The sequence below is a fragment of the Clostridium sp. JS66 genome (assembly GCF_033561535.1).
Taxonomy (GTDB): domain Bacteria; phylum Bacillota; class Clostridia; order Clostridiales; family Clostridiaceae; genus Clostridium_AM; species Clostridium_AM carboxidivorans.
This window is the reverse complement of record NZ_CP131467.1, coordinates 3,013,322-3,035,412: the sequence shown is the minus strand read 5'-3', so window position 1 is coordinate 3,035,412 and position 22,091 is coordinate 3,013,322. Positions and strand designations below refer to the sequence as shown.

The following is a 22,091-nucleotide window of genomic DNA, read 5'->3' as shown; positions in this document are numbered from 1 at the left end:
TTTCTATAAGAACGTGTAAAAAGAAAGGAAGATGTTTATGTGTGGTATAGTTGGTTATATTGGAAAAAAAGAAGCTTCATCAATTTTAATTGAAGGTCTATCAAAGCTTGAGTATAGAGGCTATGACTCAGCTGGAATAGCAGTTATTGATAAAGGGATAATAGAAGTTTCTAAATGCAAAGGAAGATTAGCAAATCTTCAAGAAAAGTTAAATTTTACTCAGGTTAAAGGTAAAATAGGAATTGGTCACACAAGATGGGCAACTCACGGGGAACCATCTGACATTAATTCACATCCACACACCAGTGAAAATGGTAATATAAGCGTTGTGCATAATGGAATAATTGAAAACTATCTTCATTTAAGAGAATGGCTTTCTTCAAAAGGGTACAAATTCTATTCTGAAACTGATACAGAAGTTATTCCAAATTTAATTAATTATTTTTATGATGGTGACTTATTAGATGCAGTTATGAAAGCTGTTTCAAAAATGGAAGGAAGTTATGCACTTGGAGTCATATCCTGCAGCGAACCTGACAAAATAATTGCAGTAAGAAAAGATAGTCCTCTTATAGTTGGCGTTGGACATGACGAATACTTTATAGCTTCTGATGTTCCTGCTATTTTAAACCAGACTAGAGATGTTTATTATTTAAATGACAAGGAATTTGTATTATTAACCAACCAAGGAGTAAAAATTTATTCACATGAAGGTGAAGAAATAAAAAAGGAACTTTTCACTGTAACTTGGGACGCTGATGCTGCTGAAAAAGCTGGCTATGAACATTTTATGATAAAAGAAATTCATGAACAACCAAAGGCAATTAAAGATACCATGACCTCTAGAATCATCCCTGGAAAACCTATTTCTCTTGACGATATAAAAATGACAAAAGAAGATATTGAAAGAATTGATAAAATTTACATAGTAGCCTGTGGAACTGCCTATCATGCTGGGGTTGTAGGAAAGTATGTTATTGAAAAGCTTGCTAGAATACCTGTAGAAGTAGACATTGCTTCAGAATTCAGATATAGAAATCCAATTATGAATAATCGAACACTAATGCTTGCTTTAAGCCAATCTGGCGAAACTGCAGACACTTTAGCAGCTTTAAGAGAAGCTAAATCTAAAGGTGCTAGGGTTATTGCAATAACTAATGTTGTTGGAAGCTCAATTGCAAGAGAAGCTGACGACGTTATATATACTTGGGCAGGTCTTGAAATAGCTGTTGCCTCAACTAAAGCATATACTACTCAATTAATTTTAATGTATATAATTTCTCTTTATTTTGCACAATTTAAAAATACATTAACATTAAATGAATTGGAAAAAATAAAAAATGAACTTGTTATTCTTCCTAAAAAAGTTGAAGAAGTATTAAAGCATAAAGAAGTACTTCAAAAATTTGCTTTAAATAATTATATGCATAAGGACATGTTTTTCCTTGGTAGAGGTCTTGATTATGCTATTGCAATGGAAGGCTCTCTAAAAACTAAGGAAGTATCATATATTCATTCAGAAGCTTATGCTGGTGGAGAATTAAAACATGGTACTATTGCTTTAATAGAAGATGGAACTGTTATCATTGCTATTGCAACCCAAGAAGATTTATATAGCAAAATGATAAGCAATATTAAAGAAGTAAAAACAAGAGGTGCCAATGTTCTTGGCTTTACCTTTGAAGGTAATATATCAATAGAAAACATAGTAGACTCAGTTTTCTATTTGCCAAAAACCATAGACATATTAGCACCAGTAATTTCTGTCATACCACTTCAGCTTACCGCCTACTATATGGCTATACAAAAAGGCTGCGATGTTGATAAGCCAAGGAATTTAGCAAAATCCGTAACTGTTGAATAGAATAATTTACCTTTGAACCCTATTAACTTTAACTCATAAATAAAAAACAAAAACTTAAAAGAGCCTTCTAATTTAGAATATTGTATTCTTGATTAGAAGGCTGTCCTATTTTAGATTAAATAATTATAACATATTAATAGTGTCAACAATTAATTTACCACCATGCTACTATTCATTTATAAAGTACTAAATTACAAAGCTATGAGTAATATTTCTTGATTGTGACCTTAACTCCTATCTACATAATCATAATTTAGCTTTAATAACAGACCAATAATCTGCGTTTTCAAGACCAAGTCTCCAAATAGCTATTCCTGATAAATTATTATCATTGACAATGTCCAATTTGTAAGAAAGGCTTGTACTATTTTCAAACCACACAATATGATTAACTCCTAACTTATCCTTATATTTAAAGAATGGACTTTTATAAGCATCACTCCATTCTATCTTTGAATTATAAGATTCAGCTAATTTAGATACCGCATCAATACCATAAGCTTTTGCACCATTTTTAGACCAATCATAGCCATAACTTGCCACTCCTAAAACTATTTTAGAAGCCGGCATTTGTGATGTGGCATATTTAATAGTATTCTTTACCCAACCAATAGAAGCCACAGGTCCGGACGCTCCATCTGGGGAGTGCTCATCATAAGTCATTATTATAACTTGATCTGTATACTTTGCTATTTCCTTATAATCATATGCACCACTCCAAGCAGCCTTAACATTATCCTCAGTTTTTGCTGGCACTGAAGCCGTAACAATAAAACCTTTAGAATTAAGTTGTGTATATAGCTCCTTTAAAAAGCTTGTATAATAATTTCTATCATAATAATAAACATTTTCAAAATCTATGTTTACTCCTTTATAATTATTTACCTTTAATGTATTTAGAATGTTATTTATAAGTAAACTTCTATTAGTTGAATTTTCAAGTAATGATTTAACTGTATTACCATTAAAATTATTTGTTATCATGGCTAAAGTTTCAATTTTATTAGAATTAGCATATTCTATTTGCTGCTTGGGGACAGTACCAGATAAATTTCCTTTAATATCTACAGTATAAGTGTTTGTAGCTATACTACTTATTGAACCAGCATTTTGTATCATTTTATTATAAGAAGATTTATCATCAGGATAGTAATAGGTTGTAAATGCAAGCACTGTTTTACTTTTATTTTTTGGTATCTTTACTACATTCTCTTCTTTGTTATATTTAGAAAAAGCTGCAGTTATAACAAAAATCATAAAAATCCCTATTAAAAGAATTTGCAATAATCTTTTTTTATTAACCATAATGTTATCCTCCTAAGTTTTGTACATATTTATATAAATAAAAATCACTAAGAAATAATAAACACTTAGTGATTTTCTGTATGGTGATGATTCTACTACTTTATTTGTAACTAGATGTCCATCCTATCATGCTGGCATTTTCTTGTCAATTAGAGATTTACTCCATAAAATCAACGTTTTTACATAATGTATTGAAATGAATAATTCATATATAGTGTTAATTATCTCTTGAAATAATATAAAATCTTATAGTCTATACATATAAAAAAGAGTTTATGTGGTATTTAAATACGGCACATAAACTCTTTTTCATTAATACAAAATTAATTTATTTTATAACTAATATCACCAAACTTGTATATAGGAGGTACTGATGATATTTAATTATATTATCCTAAAAACATTTTTATATCATCATCTACGTTTGTTATTCCATCTATTCCAAAGTTTTCTACTAAAACTTTAACCACATTTGGTGAAAGGAATGCTGGCAAAGTTGGTCCTAAATGGATATTTTTAACTCCTAAGTGAAGTAATGCCAACAACACTATAACAGCTTTTTGTTCATACCAAGCTATATTATATGATATAGGAAGTTCATTAATATCTTCTAGTCCAAATACTTCTTTTAATTTAAGTGCTATTACTGCTAATGAATATGAGTCATTACATTGTCCAGCATCTAATACTCTTGGAATTCCTCCAATATCACCTAAATCAAGCTTGTTATATTTATATTTAGCACATCCTGCTGTAAGTATAACTGTGTCCTTTGGAAGCTTCTTAGCAAAATCTGTATAATAGCTTCTACTCTTAGCTCTTCCATCACACCCTGCCATAACAAAGAATCTCTTTATAGCTCCTGTTTTAACTGCTTCTACAACTTTGTCAGCTAAAGCTAAAACTTGATTGTGTGCAAATCCACCAACTATTTCTCCTTTTTCAATTTCCTTTGGTGGCTGACATTTCTTAGCATGTGCAATTATAGCTGAAAAGTCTTTTGCATTTCCATTTTTCCCGTCTGGTATGTGTTTAACTCCAGGAACACCTGTTGCACCAGTAGTATACATTCTATCTTTATATGAATTCTTAGGAGGAACAATACAATTTGTAGTCATTAAAATTGGGCCATTAAAGCTTTCAAATTCTTCAGTTTGCTTCCACCATGCATTTCCATAATTTCCTATAAAATGCTTATATTTCTTAAATGCTGGGTAATAATTTGCTGGAAGCATTTCACTGTGAGTATATACATCTATTCCTGTACCTTCTGTTTGTTTTAATAATTCTTCCATATCCTTCAAGTCATGTCCACTTATTAATATTCCAGGTTTATTTCCAACCCCTATATTAACTTTTGTTATTTCTGGATTTCCATAAGATTCAGTATTTGCCTTATCAAGTAGTGCCATAGCATCTACTCCATATTTGCCTGCTTCAAGTACTAAAGCTATTAATCCATCTACTGCTATACTATCATCCAAAGTTGCAGCTAATGCTTTTTGCATAAAACCATGAAGATTTCCATCATCATATCCTAAGTTATTAGCATGCTTAATATATGCAGCCATACCTTTTAATCCATAAACTAAAAGTTCTCTTAATGATCTTACATCTTCATTCTCAGTAGCTAGTACACCTACTTTTTCTGCTTTTGCATCAAAAGCATTTACATTATCAGCAAACCATACTGCTGCTTCTGGTAGCTTAAGATCTTCTTCATTTTTTGCTCCACCAAGTCCAAAGATTTTTTTAAGCCATGAAGTATTTTCCTTTGTTCCAGTAAGTTTCCCACCAGCTTTTACATATTGCTCTCTAACTTCTTCTCTTAATTGTAATCCCTTTTTTATTCTCTCTATAAATATATCTCTATCAAAATTTGCATTAGTTATAGTTGCAAATAAACTTTCTACTATAAATTTATTTACTTCTTTGTTGTCTACTCCTAATTTTCTTGCTTTTGTACTGAATACTGAAATTCCTTTAGTTATATATATTAATAAGTCTTGTGCCTTTGCTAAATCTTCTGTCTTTCCACATACACCTTTTATTGTACAGCCTTTACAATTAGCTGCTTCTTGACATTGGTAACAAAACATACTCATTTAATAATTCCACCTTTCAATTTTAAAATTTATATTTATATTTATATAATTTATTTTTTATTTTCTGTGTTATTTCCTTGCTATGTTTATATATTACTAAAATGTTCAGATTAAATCTGTAACAATTGTTACGATATTAAAAAAATATAAAAAAGGCGGTTGTTTTTACCGTCTTAAAATTTAATTTACTTGTAAGTTTAATCATTACACCAATTCATTGATCTTTTTACTGCTTTTTCTCCTGTATTAATTAATATAAAACAGCCAGTGCCATAAGTATTTTTAGCTTTCCCCTCCTGAAAACAAACTTGTCCGAATAGTGCTGCTTGCTGATCTCCTGCATCCCCACATATTGGAATAGGTTCACCAAATAGAATTTTATCCGTTTCTCCATATATATAGCTAGATGGCTTAACTTCTGGAAGCATAGATTTAGGAATATTCATCACTTGTAGCAATTCCTCATCCCATGTCAAATCATATATATTATAAAGCATAGTTCTAGAAGCATTAGTATAATCGGTTATATGAACTTTTCCCTTAGTCAAATTCCAAATTATCCATGTATCTACATTTCCAAATAGTAAATTTCCTCTTTCAGCTTCCTCCCTAGCACCTGGTATACTATCTAAAATCCATTTAATCTTTGTAGCCGAAAAATAAGTATCTAACATTAATTCCGTTTTTTCTCTTATTATTTTATCAATTACATTTTTTCTTAATTCATTACAAATTTCTGATGTTCTTCTACACTGCCAAACTATGGCATTATATACTGGAATTATTTTAACTTGTCATTTCTTTAAAAACCCTTTAACTACTATTAATAATACAATATATTTTTGAAAACCTTATCAAACTATTTTGTTATATTTATGTACATTTTTGTTCAATATTGAAAATTTAATAACTTTTCAATTTCTACTTTTGTGCTACAAATTGTATTTTTTTGTACCAACCTTGCTTACATTATTTTACTTTGAGTATTTTTCCTAAACCCGCTAAACATTTAATTTCAATGCCTTGCAACACAATTTTTTAATAAAAGAGCTTTAATTCCTGCTAAACAAAAAATACAGCTTTTTATAATAATCTGTATAAGATTAATTGAAGCCCTATATGTTTTAAAAACATATAGGGTCAATCTATTACTTATTGTTTTATGCAGTAATATAATATATGGATTAATTATAATAATAAATATTACTTAAAGAAAGAGGAAAGCACAGCCCCCCATTGCCAAAGAAGCTGTGCTCATCCAAATATCAAGATTGAAAAGTATATTTTATATTTAACCATAAAAAAAGTAAAAAATATGTTGTTTGAACAACATACTTAGTAAAAGTTTCATATTATTCATAAATTACAAATACTAATACAATATTTCATATAGAAACATTGGAATATGCATTTTCAATCAAAGATATTTTCACTGCCAAAGTTAATTAGAAACAAATTTTGAATCAGTTCTACTTTGGTAATGTTTGTGAAGCTTTTTTTAAGATCATAATTGCTAAAAATATAACGCTATAATATAATTTTTATTATAGGGTTTTCATGTCATACTCTAATTTACTTATAAACTTTATATTTTAAAGGATAATAAAATCTTTAAATAAGTTAATCTCTCAACTAAAAAAACTATAAGTAAAATAAACCTAATAAGGATGGTATGTTATGGATGACATTGTAAAATTATTGGTAAAATCTAGATTATTCTGCGATGTTGGTAAAGAAAAACTAAGTTCTTTGTTTTATGACCTTCATGGCACTATAAAGTACTACTATAAAGGAGAAACGATTCTTGGCGAGGATGACATTGTCAATTACATAGGTGTTATTTTGCATGGTAGCCTATTTGTTACTAAACTATTTTTAGATGGAGAACATAGCATTATTGAACACTTGAAGCCTCTTTATATGGTTGCAGCTGATATAGCATGCTATAGCATGCACACATACAAAGAAAAGTCCATATTTCATATATGCAAAAGAGGACACTTCTATATTTTTTATTCCATTTGAAATAGTAGAAAAGCAAGGAAAAATAAATGAAGAAATTCGTTTATGCATGATGAAAAATATACTAAAAACTATCGCTCACGAAAATATCCGTAGATATTATAAAATAGAAATATTATCCCGTAAAAGCATAAGAGAAAGGATACTAATATATTTAACTATACAGCAAAAAATGAATAAAGCAGACACATTTTTTATACCATTTAACAGAGAGCAGCTAGCCGAATATCTTTGTGTTAATAGAAGTGCTCTCTCACATGAACTGAGTCTTATGCAGAAGGATGGAATATTAGAAACTAAACGTAATAAAATTACAATAATTAAGAAAATATATTAAATGTATATAAATTCTTAATAAAATTCTCAAACAAAATTACTTAAAATCCAATCTATCCATAGATTATGACGGCTTCTAATAAAAAGTTAACCTACATCCTAAATTACTAAATAAAATAAGATATAGGATAACTGTATATTTTAATTTGACTAATTATCTCTACATTGTTTTGTGCTTTTTTTATCTTCATACATCCTCTTATCTGCAACCTTTATTAATTCCTCAAAAGCAACCCCATCCTTGGGAAATAGTGAATATCCACAGCTTATTCCCGTATTTTTTTCTGGTACTATTTGAGAAACAGAAGATTTTATCTTTGAAATAATTTGTTGTAATTCTTCAATATCTACATAACTTAAAAGTATAACAAATTCATCTCCTCCGATTCTTGCAGCTTTACCTTTTAATCCTATAGCATCTGTTATAATTTTAGTTGCACTATTAATATATTTATCTCCATAAATATGTCCAAAATCATCATTAACTCTTTTTGTTCCATCTAAGTCACAAAGAATAACATAAAAACAACTTCCAGCTTCTGAAACCATTTTATAACTATTTTCTATTCCCTTTCTATTTAGCATGCCCGTCATAGGATCAGTTAATGCAAGTTCCTCAAATTTTTCAATAGTTTTCTTTGTATAATCACTCCACAATATTACACCTAACACATATATAATTGCACCTAAAGTAAAACCTATTTTTATTACCATATATGCCAAATGAGAACCTTGAAAATAGTTAATCATATCAACAAAAGTGGCAATATTAATTAAGCTTAATCCTCCAATTAATATAATGAAAGTATATGTTCTAAATTTCCATCTCTTCTTTGTAAAAATTAATAACCTTGCCATATAAAAAAGAAGCATTGTAGTAACTAAATAAACTAGAATTTTTTGAAGCTCAATCATAAGTGACCTCCAGTCTTAGCTTATATCTTGTTTTGAAAAGTATTTTTTAATTTTATATTTGAATGAGAATTATTTTTCATCTTACGAAACATAATTATTAAAACTGCCAAACTTGAAATTAGTAAAAATACAGGTATAAATAAGAGCACAGCTTTAGTACAATATTTTATAGAAATTATCCCGCCAAGTAAAGGAGCCACAGCAAAACCAATACTTCCTACAGTTCCTTGAACGCCAAATAGCAATCCTCTTCTGTTAACAGGAGTATCTTCCGTTGTAATTGACATTATTACAGGTTCAACCCCTCCTGTAATAAAGAATACCATACCAAAAATGCCTGTAAATATCCACAAGTTATTTATATATGCAAGGGGTATAGAAAATATAGCACCTAGCACTAAATATACTAATAGTAATTTCATTTTATTGTATTTATCACCTAATCTGCTTAAAGTTAATCCAGCTAAAGCTGTTGTTAATGCTAAAAATCCATTTATAAGTCCTGTTATTCCAGCTATACCCTTAGTAGTATTTTTAATTTCTTGTACATATATTGGAATATAAGGATTAAATACAGTACGACCTATTCTTATAAAGAGAAGCACTATAAGCATTGATACAGCTGTTGCCGTAAAAATAGAAAGCATTGGCACTTTTTCTTTTTCCTTCTTTTCTTCACCTTTCACAGCAATTTCTTTTTCTTCCTTTACAATAAATAAAACCAGTAAAAAGTCCAAAAACATAAGAATACCACCAACTATAAAACTTATACGGTATCCAACGAATTCTGCAACAATACCACCTATTACTGGACCAATAGATTGTCCAATAAATGTGGAAGATGATAAAAATCCAAGGGCAAAAGAAAGCCTGTTTTTAGGTGTATTAGCTGCAACTAAAACTATAGCTGCCGTAACAGTTCCAGTAAATATGCCTTGTAAAAGCCTTAAAATTATTAACTGATTTACATTAACAATCAAACCCATACCTGCAATTATAAATGAAGCAAATAACATGGCCCTTATAAGCATAAGTTTTCTACCATATTTGTCCGAAATGATTCCCCAAATTGGAGACATAATAGCCATAGTAACTGCAGGTGCTGCATTTAAAATGCCTGAGTATAATTTAACATCATTAGGTGATGTAATTCCAAGCTGTTGTATATAGAATGGTAAAAAAGGCATTCCAAAATTAAAACTCATTATGGACAAAATTTGTGAAAACCAAACAGTATAAAGATTTATTTTCCATCGTTCCATTATTGATTATTACCTGATCTCAAAATTATAACAAATAGTAATATATATTAACCTTAAAATTTCAATATTTCCTTGCTACTCGCTAAATATTATCAGGTTCTCACTTCCTTTCCTATTATGCTAATTTTCGACTTATATATTAGTTATTATATCATCAACTGTTTGTATTTAAAAGTTTTGCAAATAAAATACCTTCACTTGTTAATTATGAAAATTTTGTTGTTATTATTTTATAGATAGTCTGTATTGCTAATGGAATAATATTCTCATCAAAATTAAATTTTGAATTATGCAGAGGGTAATTTTTTTCACCTTCTATTTCTGCAAAAAAAACTACTCTTGCACCCTTTACTTTTTTAAAATAAAACCCCGCATTATCCCCTGCAAGATATGGTTTAATTGAAGTGGTTACATTCTGCTTACCAAATATACTTTTTCCAACCTCTCTACCTATAGTTACAAGCTCATCATCATTATAAACACTAGGTATTTTAGGCATTGTCTTAATTTCTATTAGACTGCCACTTTCTTTTTGTAACTTTTCCTGCATTCTACTCAAAAGCTTACAAATATTAACTCTATCCCTTTCATCAAAAGTTCTTAAAGTTCCTTTCATTTCAACGCTTTCTGCAATTACATTGGTCTTTACTCCTCCTCGTATAGTTCCAATACCAACCACAAAAGGCATTTTTGAATTATATATATCATTTATTTCACTTACAGCACAAATAACTTTTCCAGCTACTTTAATAGCATCAATACCTTTATTTACTTCGCACCAATGGCTTGCTTTTCCTCTAATTTTAATATTTAAAGAACTTATTTCGCATGTAGATACATTTTTTCGAATTTCCATTCCTAGAGGTAATGAATTGGCCAAATGAAAAATCAGTATTCTATCAACCTTTGGCTTTAATAGTGCACCACCTTTAATCATTGCCTTTGCACCCTTCCCTATTTCTTCCCCAGGTTCAAATATAAACTTTATATTACATTTTAAATTTTCCTTAGTTTGATAAAGTACATGGGAAAGTCCAAGAGCAATTGCAACTATAGCATCATGGCCACAAGCATGCATAATATTTTCATTTTTTGATGCATATTCGCAAGATGTTTCTTCTTGTATTGGCAATGCATCCATTTCAGCACGAATGGCAAAAGTAGGATAGTTTTCATCATTTATAATTTCTGCAACAACTCCTGTCTCTGCCACTATTTTATAAGGTATACCAATTTTCTGCAGAAAACTACAAATAAGTTTACAAGTTTCAAACTCTTGTAAACTTAATTCTGGATACATATGCAGCTGTCTTCTTATTTTAATTATTTCAGGTGTTATTTTTTCTATTAAATTTATATAATTATTATCCATTTATATATAAATCCATCTCCATTTCAGTTTTCATAATTTTTTTCCACTTTTCATTCCACTGTTCAAAATTTATTCCTTTTACTTGTTCTAAAGTTTTTCCATCCAAAGATGTAAAGTTTGTCAATATATTAGAATTAATACGAGAATATCCCCCTATTACTGTACCCTCTGATACCATAACATATACACTTACGCCATTTTTAAAATTTATATGTTTCTTCTCTAATGGATGATTGGTAACTATAAATCCATATACATATATTTCTTTTCCTAAATAGCTATCAGGCTCAGTTTTTTGCAATCCCCATATTTGCTTCAGCGGCACAATTCCCACTGTTTCTGAAAATCTACTCTTTTCTAAAGTATATTTTTCTAACTGACCACTAGAGGAAATTATCTTATATCCTTGTGACTTGATATACTGTTGTGCTATTTTTTCATTATCTGCAACATTTATTTTATTGCCATAACTAAATAAAATAAACACAGCAATAGCACTGAATATATATATGACTTTTTTCAAATATTCTTCCTCCTTAAATAATTATTACCTAACTTATTAATCCTTATAATTATTTAATGCTTCAAATATCCTTTTAGAAATAGCATCATATCCTTTTCCATTAGGATGAAATTTATCAATAGCAAGATAATTATCCGTATTGTACTTAAATAGGTCATAAGTTGGAATAAATATAGATTTAGAATCTGATGATACAATTTTATTGGTTTCATAATTCCAATTGTCAAGTAAGTTTATTTTATCTGATGCCAAATTTTTACCAAATGGATTATACAAACCAACAAATATTATCATACATTTAGAATTCTTACTTCTTATAGCTTTAAAAACATTTTTAAGATTATTCAAATACTTTTCCTGTGTAATTTTAAGAGCATTACTATTTGAAACTGTTGAAGTTGAATCAAAGTTTGTAAAATTTTTAATTTCATTTCCTCCAATGGAAATAAGTACAATATTGGAACCTTCTATATATTTCAATGTTTGTTCTTCACTTACAATATTAACAAGTCCCGAAGAAGTATCCCCTATAACTGAAACGTTAGTAACTTTTACGGGCTTTGTTTCTTTAGCTTTCCAAAGATCAGCAAAATCACCTGCAAACCCTTTACCCTTCTCATCTCCAGTGCCTTTTGCAAGAGAATCACCCATAACTAAGATATTATATGATTTATTATCCACTTCCTTCATTTTATCCTCTTTTTTATTATCATTAGAAACTTGTTTATTATCTTCAGCTTTAAAAGTATTTTTAGCACTGGATGTTCCTGTAATAAAAATAGCTGATACAAAACCTACAATTAATATAACTGCTGTTATCATTGATATGGTTAGTATGACTCTCCATTTAAATTTTTTATACATAGCTTTCCTCCCTGATTACTGCTTCATATTATTATTTTTATATTCTAAACCAGTACATCTTCCTTTGAAAATACTTTAAAGCTGATGATTAAAGATATAAAAGCCCATGCACAAAGTACTAATATAGAAAAAACAAGACTCATTCCATTTACAGGTTCATAAGATCCTGTTAAATATTGTGGCAAATTTAAATTAACTGCAAAAAAATATTTAACTAAAGGCCAATCTGATAAATAAAATTGAAGAAACTGTCCTCCAATTATAGAAGCCATAATTATACCAATAGAGGTTGCTGTATTTTTTACTAATACTGAAATCATAAAGGACAAAGTTGCAATGCACATAGCAGAAAACCATCCTAAAGAATATACTAATATTGCATACTGCCATTGATATAGTCTTACTACTCCAGAAGTATCTATATTACCATTCACAGCCTTAAAACCAGTTATAACAGGCTCTAACCATGCAGAATTATGAAACATAAAAGTTGATATTAAAATACACATAGCTGCTGTTTCTAAAATAACAATACAAGATAAAATTAAAACAGCTACATATTTACTCAATAATATTTTCCATCTAGGAACTGCTCTCGTTAAAAGTACCTTTATAGTTTTTGCTGAAAATTCACCCGAAACAATATCACCAGATAAAATTATTATTAAAAGTGGAAAAAACAAATAAACCGCTTGCTGCATAAATTCCACAGTAAATTTTCCTGCACTTGGAGTAATAGGATTTATATTATGATCTACATAATACTGCAATTGTTCAATTTGTATACTTATAGAATTTTTTCTATTTTCACTTATGTTTGGCCTGTTTATCATAGTTTTTAAATCTGTTATTTGCTGATTGGCCAGCGATTTCCAGTTGTAGTTTTGAGTTTGACCACTGCTCTTTATATATCTTTGTATGGTATTTTGATAAGAATGCATTTCTCCATAAGCAAAAAGTGATACTAATACCAATAAAATGGCTGTTATAAGCAAAAGTTTCCTTTTAGAAAGCATTTTAATAACTTCATTTTCTATTAACTTTAGCAAATTTCTCACCTTATTTCCTTAAACAATTTTATTATTTTCTGTTATACTTAAAAATAAATCCTCCAAAGTTTTATGTTTGTTATCTACAAATTTTAACATTAAACCTGCTTTAAAAAAGCTTTCATTTATCTCTTCTACTTTGGATAAATCAACTTCTGCTTGAAGTTTTCCATTAACTATTTTGCTTTCAATCTTCCAAACATTACTTAGTATTTCTATTCCCTTTTCATTATCATTAAGCATCCAAAATACTTCTTGATTATTTAAGAGCTCACTTACATTTGCATTTTTTAAAATGTCTCCATTCTTAATTATAGTTACCTTATCACACATAAGCTCTATTTCTGAAATAAGGTGACTTGATACAAGCACAGAAATGTTTTCTTCCTTAGCAAGTCTTTTTATTATGTTTCTAAATTCTGTTATTCCTGCAGGATCCAATCCATTGGTAGGTTCATCTAAAATGAGAAGCTTAGGCTTATTAATTAACGCTTGAGCAAGTCCCAATCTCTGCTTCATTCCCAAAGAATAGGTACTTACTTTATCATATATTCTATCTTCAAGTCCTACTAATTTCACTGCATCAATAATATCATCTTTTTTTACATTATTACTCATTGCAGCTAGCATATCAAGATTATCCATTCCACTCATATAGTTATACAAGTCAGGTCCTTCTATAATACATCCAACCTTTTCCATAGCTTTTACATAATCTTTAACAATGGAATATCCACATATCTTAATATTTCCGGAGGTTGGTCTAGAAAGTCCTACAATCATTCTCAAGGTAGTGGATTTTCCTGCTCCATTAGGGCCAAGGAAGCCTAAGACTTCTCCTTCCTTTATTGAAAAGCTTATATCTTTTATAATTTCTTTTCCCTTTATAACCTTACTAACCTTATCTAGTAATAAAATTTCCCTTTCCATGATAACAAACCTTCTTCCCTTATATCGTATCCTGAAAAATGTATTTACTTTATCTCTTTAAACTTAATTTTAATATTAACTATTTCAGCTTTTGTTCCTATTCTTATAGGTGGTCCCCAGGTTCCATAACCAGAAGTAACTATTAAATTAAAATTGTCTTTTTTTAAATATCCATAATCATCTTCATATATCATTTTTGTAATAAAATTATTGGGGAAAAATTGTCCTTTGTGAGTATGCCCTGAAAGTTGAATGTCCACTTTTTCTTTTTCATCTTCCTGCAAATTTGTAGGTCTATGATTTAGTACTATAATTGGAAGTTCCCTATTAACATCCTTTAGTATTTTATCAAGTGGTTTAATACTTTCTTTTTCTCTGTTAACTCCTGCTGGATCATCCCTTCCAACCACATAAAAACTATTATCAATTTTTACTGCACTATCATGCAGCATCTTAACATTGCCATTTTTTAAATAATAAAGAGTTTCTGGCAAGTCTTTTTCTATATATTCATGATTTCCGGTGATACCATACACTCCGTACTTTGACTTTATACTTTTGAAAGCATTTGATGCATAACTTTTCAATTTTGTAGTACTGCTTTCATCCATTATATCACCACAAAAGAAAACTATGTCGGGATTCAGTGAATTGATTGAAGTTACCATTTTATCAATGCCTTTTTCTTTAACACCTATTCCCATATGCACATCTGCAACCATTACTACATTAAGTGAATTGATTTTGCCAGCTTTTTTATTAACAGTTAAATTATAGTTTGTAACTACTACATGAGCAGCATTCCAAAGTCCAAAGCCTATTATCATAAATACCACTATGAAAACTGATACTCCATTTCCATACAATCTGCTTAAATAATTTCTAACTTTTCCCTTATATCCTATTTTATTTAATATAAACTTGACAATATCTACTATAGGAAACAATATAAGAAGATAGCATGTAATAGCAAGACAAATGGCTCCTATTGCTGTAAATATTGAGGTTAATAAATTATTTGCAGATAAAAAACTTCTAAGTAAAACACTTATGATGTATGAAAGTGATAAACTCCAAAATATAAACCAATATAATTTACTTCTTATTTTTTTATTTTTATATGAAAATACCCCTTTGCCTTTTACTCCAATATAGTAACATGACATCACATATAAAAACACAAAAAACAAAAGCAAGAGTATAGTTCCAATAGATATCAATATATGCATTTAATACTCCTCCATTTGAAAACTGTGACTTTTCATCATAGATTTCTTTATTGCTGTGCAATTTATCTAATTATGCATTAGTATCATATGTACATAGTACATTTTAGATATGTCATAGTCAACATCAAAAATTTAATTGTACTAACTATAAAAGTTCCAATTAACTTTTCACTCTTTTCATAATATTTAGTAACAATTACTACACCTTAGTGTCACTTTATGTTAAAATCATAAAAAGACATTTAATTTAAGCTTGTAATAATTTACATATCAATAATTAGTAATATTATTTATAAAGGTAATATACAAGTTTCACTTGGCTACAATTAATTTTTTAGGAGGTACATTATTATGAATTCAATTAGTTATGAAGCCTTATTACACCAGTTAAATGCAGGAAAAAGAGCTGTTATGGTTACAATAGTTAATGATGAAAATAGTGAAAGTACAACTTTTTCTAAAAAAATTCTTTTAACTGAAGAAGATTTGAAGAGCAGTAATAACAATTACAATTTTGATAGTACATTTTATGAAAAGGTGAAATATGCTCTAGAATCTGGCAATTTACAATTTGAATCCTCTGGAAAAGAAATATATTTAATTGAACCTTATTTTCCTGAGCCTAAACTAATAATTTTAGGTGGAGGACATATTGCTAAACCTTTAGTAGAATTTGGAGCAAAAGTTGGATTTTCAGTTACTGTCATTGATGATAGACCATCCTTTGCTAACAGTAAAAGATTTCCCGATGCTGAAAATGTAATTTGTGAAAGCTTTGAAAAATGCTTTGACTTGATTAACTTAAATCCATCGACTTTTGTAGTAATTGTAACTAGAGGTCACAGACATGATATGGATTGTTTAAGACAAGTATTAAAATATGACACAGCCTATACTGGAATGATTGGCTCTAAACGTCGAGTTAATGGTGTCATGAATCAATTATTAAGTGAAGGTTACTCTAAAGAAAAGCTTGATAATGTCAATGCTCCTATTGGTCTTGATATAGGTGCAGTTACTCCTGAAGAAATAGCCACTTCTATTATAGCTCAAGTTATTAGCTATAGGAGACTTGTTGCTTCAAAAAATGGTATCAAAAAAGTTACAAAGGCTAATTGGCCAGAATTTGACCGTGATGTGCTAATTGCACTAAGTAAAGAAGAAAAAGAGCCTAAAGCAATTATTACAATCATTTCTACTAAGGGTTCTGTTCCAAGAAAAGAAGGGGCAAAAATGATAGTTTATCCTCATGGTAAAATTCTAGGAAGTATTGGTGGTGGCTGCAGTGAAGGTTCAGTAATCAATACAGCTCGTTACCTATTAAGAAATGGCGGCTGTAAGGTTGAAAGTATAGACATGACAGGCTATGTTGCTGAAGAAGAAGGTATGGTTTGTGGCGGAATAATGGATGTATTTATTGAGCCTTTTTAAAATCAAGATAAAGCCAGTACAAAATCTTATCAAAGGTTTGTGCTGGCTTTATCTTATATAAAATGTAAATTAATTTTCTGGATAATTTAAATTTTTCTCATTTACATTTAATAAAACTTCATTTAAAAATTTGTTTCCTATATATTTTGCCATAGGAAGATTCATATCTAAATAATTTCCACAATCTCTAGCTGCAGCACCAGGTACATCACCTTCAAAATTTGCAATGAATTTGTACATTTCTATTAATAAATCAACAATATCTTTTGATTTATAATCTCCACTTAAAATTAAATAAAAACCTGTTCTACATCCCATAGGTCCAAAATATACAGTTTTTAAACCATATACGCTATGATTTCTTAAAAAAGTTGCAGCAAGATGCTCAATAGTGTGCATTTCAGCAGTATTCATAACCGGCTCAAAATTCGGTCTTGTCATTCTTATATCAAAAGTAGTAAGAACTACTTCTCCAAATTTATCTTTTCTTGAAACATAAACACCTGGAAGTAGTTTTTCATGATTAACTGTAAAACTTGCGATTTTTTCCATTTTCATTACCTCCTATAAATCCAATCCAATCTTAACATTTATATATTTATACGTCAAGTAACCCTATAGAAACGTTTGTGTCACTATCTTTGCCTACTAAAATTATATTCTAAGTATAAAAAACAGAAACTACCTAATAAATTAATATAATTCCAATTTCAACATTTTTCATAAAAATATAAAATTTTATTAATTTCGTATTTTTATGAAAAACGTTATATATTTGTATAAAAAATATTTTTTTTCAATATTTTAAAGGATTTTTCAATTATTTGTCGAATTGTTATTAATGATATATTTAATCTAAATTAGGAGGCAGAAATTTATGGAAATTAACAACGCATTAGTAAAAAAAAATCATTTACTAAGAAAAGCAGCAAGAGAACAACTGAAAGGTAACTGGGGTAAAAGTATATTATTATGCTTTATATGTAATCTTATAATTGCATTACCTAATATTATTACTAGAATTGCTAGTTTTAATGCAGAATCTAATATTTTATTAAGTTATGATCCTTTAGCCGTTATAAGAGGTATATTAATAAGGGCATTTATTTGTTTTTTAATAACATTATTATTATATGGACCAATTAATTTTGGACTTGCTTCATGCTTCATGAAGCTTGTTAGAAAACAACCTTTTAGATTTGAAAATATTTTTGATGGATTTCAATATTTTATATCTACATTCATATTAGTATTATTGCAATTTTTATTCATATTATTATGGTCATTACTTTTCATAATACCTGGAATTATTGCTGGTTATAGATATTCTATGGCATTCTATATATTAAACGATAATCCTGAAATAGGTGCATATGAAGCCTTATCAAGAAGTAAGGAAATGATGGTTGGCTACAAATGGAAATTGTTTTGTCTTTATTTTAGTTTCTTTGGTTGGGCTATACTTTCTTGTCTTACCTTAGGAATAGGTCTTTTATGGCTAATTCCTTATATCAATACATCTATTGCTAATTTTTATGAAAACTTAAAAAATGCATCTGAAACAAACTCAAATATAGAATAACAATAAAATGGGACTGCTGCATCAAAAGTAAATACTATAATATATTGTATTGTTTTTTAATTTACCAAACAATGTATTATATATTACTTAGTGCACAGTCCCATTTTTTTATTAAATTTCTAACTAAAAACACATAATAAACTTAATGAAATTGTTATAAATTGTTTATAAATTCTTTCCATTCATCCAAAATCCCTAATTCTTCAAATCTTTTTGTAAAATGACATTTTAATTCTTCTCTCAATTCCGAGTAATTGTCCATACTATTCTTACGTTCAAAATACTCTCTAAGTAATTGATTTTCTTCATTTGATATATAATAGTTAAGATTTTCATTAACCCTTCCTACATTATTAAGTGTAATTGGACGGCTTTTATTTTCTTCAGTTATAACAATAGTAGATGCAGCAAAATCTCCTAATCTTTTATGTTCTTTTGAAAAAAACATAAGTATAATCCCCACACCAAAGGTATCTATAAATATTCTGAATAAATTTCTTATAGAAGAATGTTTTAATGTTAAAGGTTGTCCATTACATCTAATAGTTCTTAGTTTAAGAACTTTTTTTCCAAGGGTCTGTCCATTCATATTAAGCTCTGCATAAATAAAATAGCCATAATTTATTAGCATACTTATAATTATTGATATTCCAATAATCCAACCATAGCAGTCAGTCCAAAATTCAATAGAAAAATATTTTATAAGTAATATAGCAATAATAAGAATTATATAAACTAGACATTGAAATGCAATATCAATAACTGCTGCACCCACACGAGAGGCTACATCTGCTAAAGTATATTCCACTTCTATATTTTCAGGGGTTGTAATTTTAATTTTTTTCATAATATCACTCCAATACATGTATACACAATTTAATACTTATCTGGTAAAATAAATATGAGGTGAAGTCATTGAAAGAAGATCAATTTATTAGTACTCATTTAAACACTTGGAAAGAACTTGAAAAACTTACTACAATAATTAGTAAAAAAGGATTTAAGGCATTAACATCAAAAGAAATACAAAGATTTTTGTATGTTTTTAGACAAAGTAGTCATCATCTAGCTTATGCTAGAACACATTATTCTCAAAGTAACGTAGTAGAATACTTAAATTCCTTAATTAGTAAATGCCATTCACATGTTTATGCAGTAAAAAAAATATCATCAGGATCTTTTATAAAATATGTACGTTGCGACTTTCCAAAACTTATAAAAGAATACCGCTGGTTTGCTATTTGCTCCTTCAGTTTTTTTATCATTGGATTTTTAGTAAGTTTGCTAATGGTATTATATAACGTAGATAACTCCAGCTTATTTCTTCCTTCCAACTTAGTGGAAAATATAAAAAGAGGAACATCTGGAGAAGGTCAATGGAATTATCCTCTAATGTCTAGTTCTATTATGACAAATAATATTGCAGTATCATTAAAAGCTTTTGTTTTCGGCATAACGCTAGGACTTGGAACAATATATGTACTGTTCTTCAATGGTGCCATGTTGGGAAGCCTTACTGCTGTGACTTATCTTTATGGTAATCCAACAAAGTATTGGTCTCTTATACTTCCACATGGAATAATTGAACTTACTGCAATATTTATTTCAGGAGCAGCAGGGCTAATTATTGCTAAAAGCATATTAATTCCAGGAGAATACAGTCGTAAATCTTCATTAGTAAATGCAGCCAAACAAGCTTCTTCTTTAATATTAGGTGTAATACTTATGCTTATAATTGCTGGCATTATAGAAGGTTTCTTTACTCCCCTTAAAATTTCTGCAGTAATTAAACTTTTATTTGCTGCTATAACTGCAATAACTTTAATATTATACTTCTCTACTGCCTATTTAAAAACAAACACGAGAAAATTTTTTCAATAACATTGAAAAATACAAATGATTTTCTTTAACTTAAATTAAAGGAAATCATTTTTATATAGTTTTTAGTTCTAATAGTCAACTTTTAAATTTGAAAATACTATAAATACATTTGATTTTTAACCTGTATATACTTATTTACCACTGCATACTCAAAACTTTCTCCAGTACATTCTATACAAAAAATACCTTTTCTATTTAAAAGCTTTATTATTTTAGATCTTTCATTTAAAAGTTCTAACGCAACACCTTTATTAAATAAATCCTCTTCATTTATAACATTTTGTGAACCTATTTTTTCTACACTTTCATTCTTTATAAGCATCATAATTACTATATTGTTTCTTGAAATAATAGGTAACATCTTAATCATATTTTTAGCTTCTTCTACAGTATCAAAATCAGTAAAAATAAATATAATACTTCTATGACGTTCTTTTTTCTTTAAATAATAAAATGCATCATCATAGTTCGAAATTTCATTAGTAGAATTAATATGATAAAGAGTTTCCAATATGTTGTTCCTATGGGCTACTCCTTTACCAGGCATTACAACTTTATTAACCTTAGTATTGAATAATAATAAAGCTGACTGATCCCCTCCATCATTAACTACATCTGATAACACTATTGCCGCATTTATTACCATATCAAGCTTTCTGTGTCCTCTTACTGTATAACTCATAGGTTTACCTGTATCTATAAGAATATGTACATGCTGATTTTTTTCTGGTTCATATGTATTTACAATTGGCTTATTAAGCCTAGCTGTAGCTTTCCAATTAATTTTTCTATACTCATCTCCAGTTATATATTCTCTTAAACTTTCAAAAGAAGTACCTTTTCCAATGATTCTCAAGTTTTTTTGTCCTTGTTTTAGTAATCGATTATTACATATATTCAATTTATATTTACGAAGATTTTTTAAGTTAGGATATACCTTATATTCCTTACATAAATTTATTTTAAAAATTTTCATACATAGCTTTAGTTTTCCTTCACATTTTATATGAACATTTCCAAACTCAAAAGCTCCTCTTTTTTGTGGTATTATAAAATATTTAAAAGTCTTTTTTTCATAAGGTTCGATTTTCCCACTTATAATTCTATTTTCAATGTAAAAGTGAAAATCTGGTATCTCATCCTTAATCTCAATATAAATTTTATAATCATTCTTATTATAAACCTGAAAGCATATAGATTCTTTTTCATATATAGATAATCGTTCTTCATCACATCTTTCTATAACTATAGATTCTACCTCGGCAGACATAAAATAATCTGCCACAAGTAACCCTGCACACACTAAATTATATAATATAAAAATGGTAAGAGAGTTGTTAATTAATCCACCTAATCCAAGAAATATAATTCCTAAAGACAATAAATATATAAATCGTCTAGTAATACTCAAATTTTTCTCC

The 22,091-nt window shown here is 28.6% G+C and carries 19 protein-coding genes and 1 pseudogene; 6 read left to right on the top strand and 14 right to left on the bottom strand.

Annotation, left to right across the window (positions count from 1 at the left end):
* The first annotated feature begins 37 nt into the window (after positions 1-37).
* Positions 38-1,864 (top strand): glutamine--fructose-6-phosphate transaminase (isomerizing), encoded by a 1,827-nt coding sequence (gene glmS, locus Q6H37_RS14200; protein WP_318742671.1) that lies wholly within the window; start codon positions 38-40, stop codon positions 1,862-1,864.
* A 246-nt stretch (positions 1,865-2,110) separates the two neighbouring features.
* On the opposite strand, the gene Q6H37_RS14195 is transcribed toward glmS, so the two are convergent.
* The 3 genes and pseudogenes from Q6H37_RS14195 to Q6H37_RS14185 form a co-directional block, all read right to left on the bottom strand.
* Positions 2,111-3,169 carry a glycosyl hydrolase family 18 protein gene (locus Q6H37_RS14195; protein ID WP_318742669.1) on the bottom strand — a complete coding sequence of 353 codons (1,059 nt, stop codon included), beginning with the start codon at positions 3,167-3,169 and terminating at the stop codon, positions 2,111-2,113.
* A 389-nt stretch (positions 3,170-3,558) separates the two neighbouring features.
* Positions 3,559-5,274 (bottom strand): hydroxylamine reductase, encoded by a 1,716-nt coding sequence (hcp, locus tag Q6H37_RS14190; RefSeq protein ID WP_318742667.1) that lies wholly within the window; start codon positions 5,272-5,274, stop codon positions 3,559-3,561.
* Positions 5,275-5,501: 227 nt separating this feature from the next.
* A pseudogene (locus tag Q6H37_RS14185) lies at positions 5,502-6,056 on the bottom strand (FGGY family carbohydrate kinase); the annotation flags it as partial.
* Positions 6,057-6,951: 895 nt separating this feature from the next.
* On the opposite strand from Q6H37_RS14185, the gene Q6H37_RS14180 reads away from it, so the two are divergent.
* Complete coding sequence (locus Q6H37_RS14180) at positions 6,952-7,299, top strand: hypothetical protein (RefSeq protein ID WP_318742665.1); 348 nt, start codon at positions 6,952-6,954, stop codon at positions 7,297-7,299.
* A gap of 46 nt (positions 7,300-7,345) precedes the next feature.
* On the top strand, positions 7,346-7,633 hold the full coding sequence (locus tag Q6H37_RS29580; protein WP_412523920.1) for a Crp/Fnr family transcriptional regulator: 288 nt from the start codon (positions 7,346-7,348) through the stop codon (positions 7,631-7,633).
* Positions 7,634-7,782: 149 nt separating this feature from the next.
* Here Q6H37_RS29580 and Q6H37_RS14175 read toward each other — a convergent pair whose 3' ends face one another.
* From Q6H37_RS14175 to Q6H37_RS14140, 8 genes are all read right to left on the bottom strand, one after another.
* The gene (locus Q6H37_RS14175) at positions 7,783-8,547 is read right to left on the bottom strand and encodes a GGDEF domain-containing protein (RefSeq protein ID WP_318742663.1); all 765 of its coding nucleotides are present in this window, start codon (positions 8,545-8,547) and stop codon (positions 7,783-7,785) included.
* Positions 8,548-8,567: 20 nt separating this feature from the next.
* The gene (locus Q6H37_RS14170) at positions 8,568-9,809 is read right to left on the bottom strand and encodes an MFS transporter (protein ID WP_318742661.1); all 1,242 of its coding nucleotides are present in this window, start codon (positions 9,807-9,809) and stop codon (positions 8,568-8,570) included.
* Positions 9,810-10,014: 205 nt separating this feature from the next.
* Positions 10,015-11,181, bottom strand: coding sequence for a M20 family metallopeptidase (locus Q6H37_RS14165; RefSeq protein ID WP_318742660.1), 1,167 nt, complete (start codon positions 11,179-11,181; stop codon positions 10,015-10,017).
* Complete coding sequence (locus Q6H37_RS14160) at positions 11,174-11,704, bottom strand: hypothetical protein (RefSeq protein WP_318742658.1); 531 nt, start codon at positions 11,702-11,704, stop codon at positions 11,174-11,176. Before Q6H37_RS14160 ends, Q6H37_RS14165 begins: the two co-directional genes overlap by 8 nt.
* 36 nt (positions 11,705-11,740) lie before the next feature.
* The gene (locus Q6H37_RS14155) at positions 11,741-12,568 is read right to left on the bottom strand and encodes an SGNH/GDSL hydrolase family protein (RefSeq protein WP_318742657.1); all 828 of its coding nucleotides are present in this window, start codon (positions 12,566-12,568) and stop codon (positions 11,741-11,743) included.
* A 44-nt stretch (positions 12,569-12,612) separates the two neighbouring features.
* The gene (locus tag Q6H37_RS14150; protein ID WP_318742655.1) at positions 12,613-13,617 is read right to left on the bottom strand and encodes an ABC transporter permease; all 1,005 of its coding nucleotides are present in this window, start codon (positions 13,615-13,617) and stop codon (positions 12,613-12,615) included.
* 18 nt (positions 13,618-13,635) lie between these two features.
* Positions 13,636-14,547 (bottom strand): ABC transporter ATP-binding protein, encoded by a 912-nt coding sequence (locus Q6H37_RS14145; RefSeq protein ID WP_318742653.1) that lies wholly within the window; start codon positions 14,545-14,547, stop codon positions 13,636-13,638.
* 44 nt (positions 14,548-14,591) lie between these two features.
* Entirely contained in the window at positions 14,592-15,776 is a 1,185-nt protein-coding gene (locus tag Q6H37_RS14140) for a metallophosphoesterase (RefSeq protein WP_318742651.1), read from the bottom strand.
* A 351-nt stretch (positions 15,777-16,127) separates the two neighbouring features.
* On the opposite strand from Q6H37_RS14140, the gene Q6H37_RS14135 reads away from it, so the two are divergent.
* Positions 16,128-17,207, top strand: a complete 1,080-nt coding sequence (locus Q6H37_RS14135) for an XdhC/CoxI family protein (protein ID WP_318742649.1) — start codon at positions 16,128-16,130, stop codon at positions 17,205-17,207.
* A gap of 69 nt (positions 17,208-17,276) precedes the next feature.
* On the opposite strand, the gene Q6H37_RS14130 is transcribed toward Q6H37_RS14135, so the two are convergent.
* On the bottom strand, positions 17,277-17,759 hold the full coding sequence (locus Q6H37_RS14130) for an S-ribosylhomocysteine lyase (protein WP_318742647.1): 483 nt from the start codon (positions 17,757-17,759) through the stop codon (positions 17,277-17,279).
* Between the two features lie 325 nt (positions 17,760-18,084).
* Between Q6H37_RS14130 and Q6H37_RS14125 the strand changes: the two genes are divergently transcribed.
* Complete coding sequence (locus Q6H37_RS14125; protein ID WP_318742645.1) at positions 18,085-18,789, top strand: DUF975 family protein; 705 nt, start codon at positions 18,085-18,087, stop codon at positions 18,787-18,789.
* A 154-nt stretch (positions 18,790-18,943) separates the two neighbouring features.
* Here the strand turns inward: Q6H37_RS14125 and Q6H37_RS14120 are convergent, their stop codons facing one another.
* A complete protein-coding gene (locus tag Q6H37_RS14120; RefSeq protein WP_318742643.1) occupies positions 18,944-19,636 on the bottom strand; it encodes an RDD family protein in 693 nt (230 codons plus the stop codon).
* A 68-nt stretch (positions 19,637-19,704) separates the two neighbouring features.
* Between Q6H37_RS14120 and Q6H37_RS14115 the strand changes: the two genes are divergently transcribed.
* A complete protein-coding gene (locus tag Q6H37_RS14115; protein ID WP_318742641.1) occupies positions 19,705-20,670 on the top strand; it encodes a stage II sporulation protein M in 966 nt (321 codons plus the stop codon).
* A gap of 97 nt (positions 20,671-20,767) precedes the next feature.
* Here the strand turns inward: Q6H37_RS14115 and Q6H37_RS14110 are convergent, their stop codons facing one another.
* Positions 20,768-22,081, bottom strand: coding sequence for a DUF58 domain-containing protein (locus tag Q6H37_RS14110; RefSeq protein ID WP_318742639.1), 1,314 nt, complete (start codon positions 22,079-22,081; stop codon positions 20,768-20,770).
* Positions 22,082-22,091: the final 10 nt, after the last annotated feature.

Bases quoted from the DNA above. Each gene is read 5' to 3' on its own strand.
- Q6H37_RS14180 (WP_318742665.1), top strand. From the start codon at position 6,952: ATGGATGACATTGTAAAATTATTGGTAAAATCTAGATTATTCTGCGAT.
- hcp (WP_318742667.1), bottom strand. From the start codon at position 5,274: ATGAGTATGTTTTGTTACCAATGTCAAGAAGCAGCTAATTGTAAAGGC.
- Q6H37_RS14195 (WP_318742669.1), bottom strand. From the start codon at position 3,169: ATGGTTAATAAAAAAAGATTATTGCAAATTCTTTTAATAGGGATTTTT.
- Q6H37_RS14145 (WP_318742653.1), bottom strand. From the start codon at position 14,547: ATGGAAAGGGAAATTTTATTACTAGATAAGGTTAGTAAGGTTATAAAG.
- Q6H37_RS14170 (WP_318742661.1), bottom strand. From the start codon at position 9,809: ATGGAACGATGGAAAATAAATCTTTATACTGTTTGGTTTTCACAAATT.
- Q6H37_RS14165 (WP_318742660.1), bottom strand. From the start codon at position 11,181: ATGGATAATAATTATATAAATTTAATAGAAAAAATAACACCTGAAATA.
- Q6H37_RS14175 (WP_318742663.1), bottom strand. From the start codon at position 8,547: ATGATTGAGCTTCAAAAAATTCTAGTTTATTTAGTTACTACAATGCTT.
- glmS (WP_318742671.1), top strand. From the start codon at position 38: ATGTGTGGTATAGTTGGTTATATTGGAAAAAAAGAAGCTTCATCAATT.
- Q6H37_RS14130 (WP_318742647.1), bottom strand. From the start codon at position 17,759: ATGGAAAAAATCGCAAGTTTTACAGTTAATCATGAAAAACTACTTCCA.
- Q6H37_RS14155 (WP_318742657.1), bottom strand. From the start codon at position 12,568: ATGTATAAAAAATTTAAATGGAGAGTCATACTAACCATATCAATGATA.
- Q6H37_RS29580 (WP_412523920.1), top strand. From the start codon at position 7,346: ATGATGAAAAATATACTAAAAACTATCGCTCACGAAAATATCCGTAGA.
- Q6H37_RS14125 (WP_318742645.1), top strand. From the start codon at position 18,085: ATGGAAATTAACAACGCATTAGTAAAAAAAAATCATTTACTAAGAAAA.
- Q6H37_RS14135 (WP_318742649.1), top strand. From the start codon at position 16,128: ATGAATTCAATTAGTTATGAAGCCTTATTACACCAGTTAAATGCAGGA.
- Q6H37_RS14120 (WP_318742643.1), bottom strand. From the start codon at position 19,636: ATGAAAAAAATTAAAATTACAACCCCTGAAAATATAGAAGTGGAATAT.
- Q6H37_RS14140 (WP_318742651.1), bottom strand. From the start codon at position 15,776: ATGCATATATTGATATCTATTGGAACTATACTCTTGCTTTTGTTTTTT.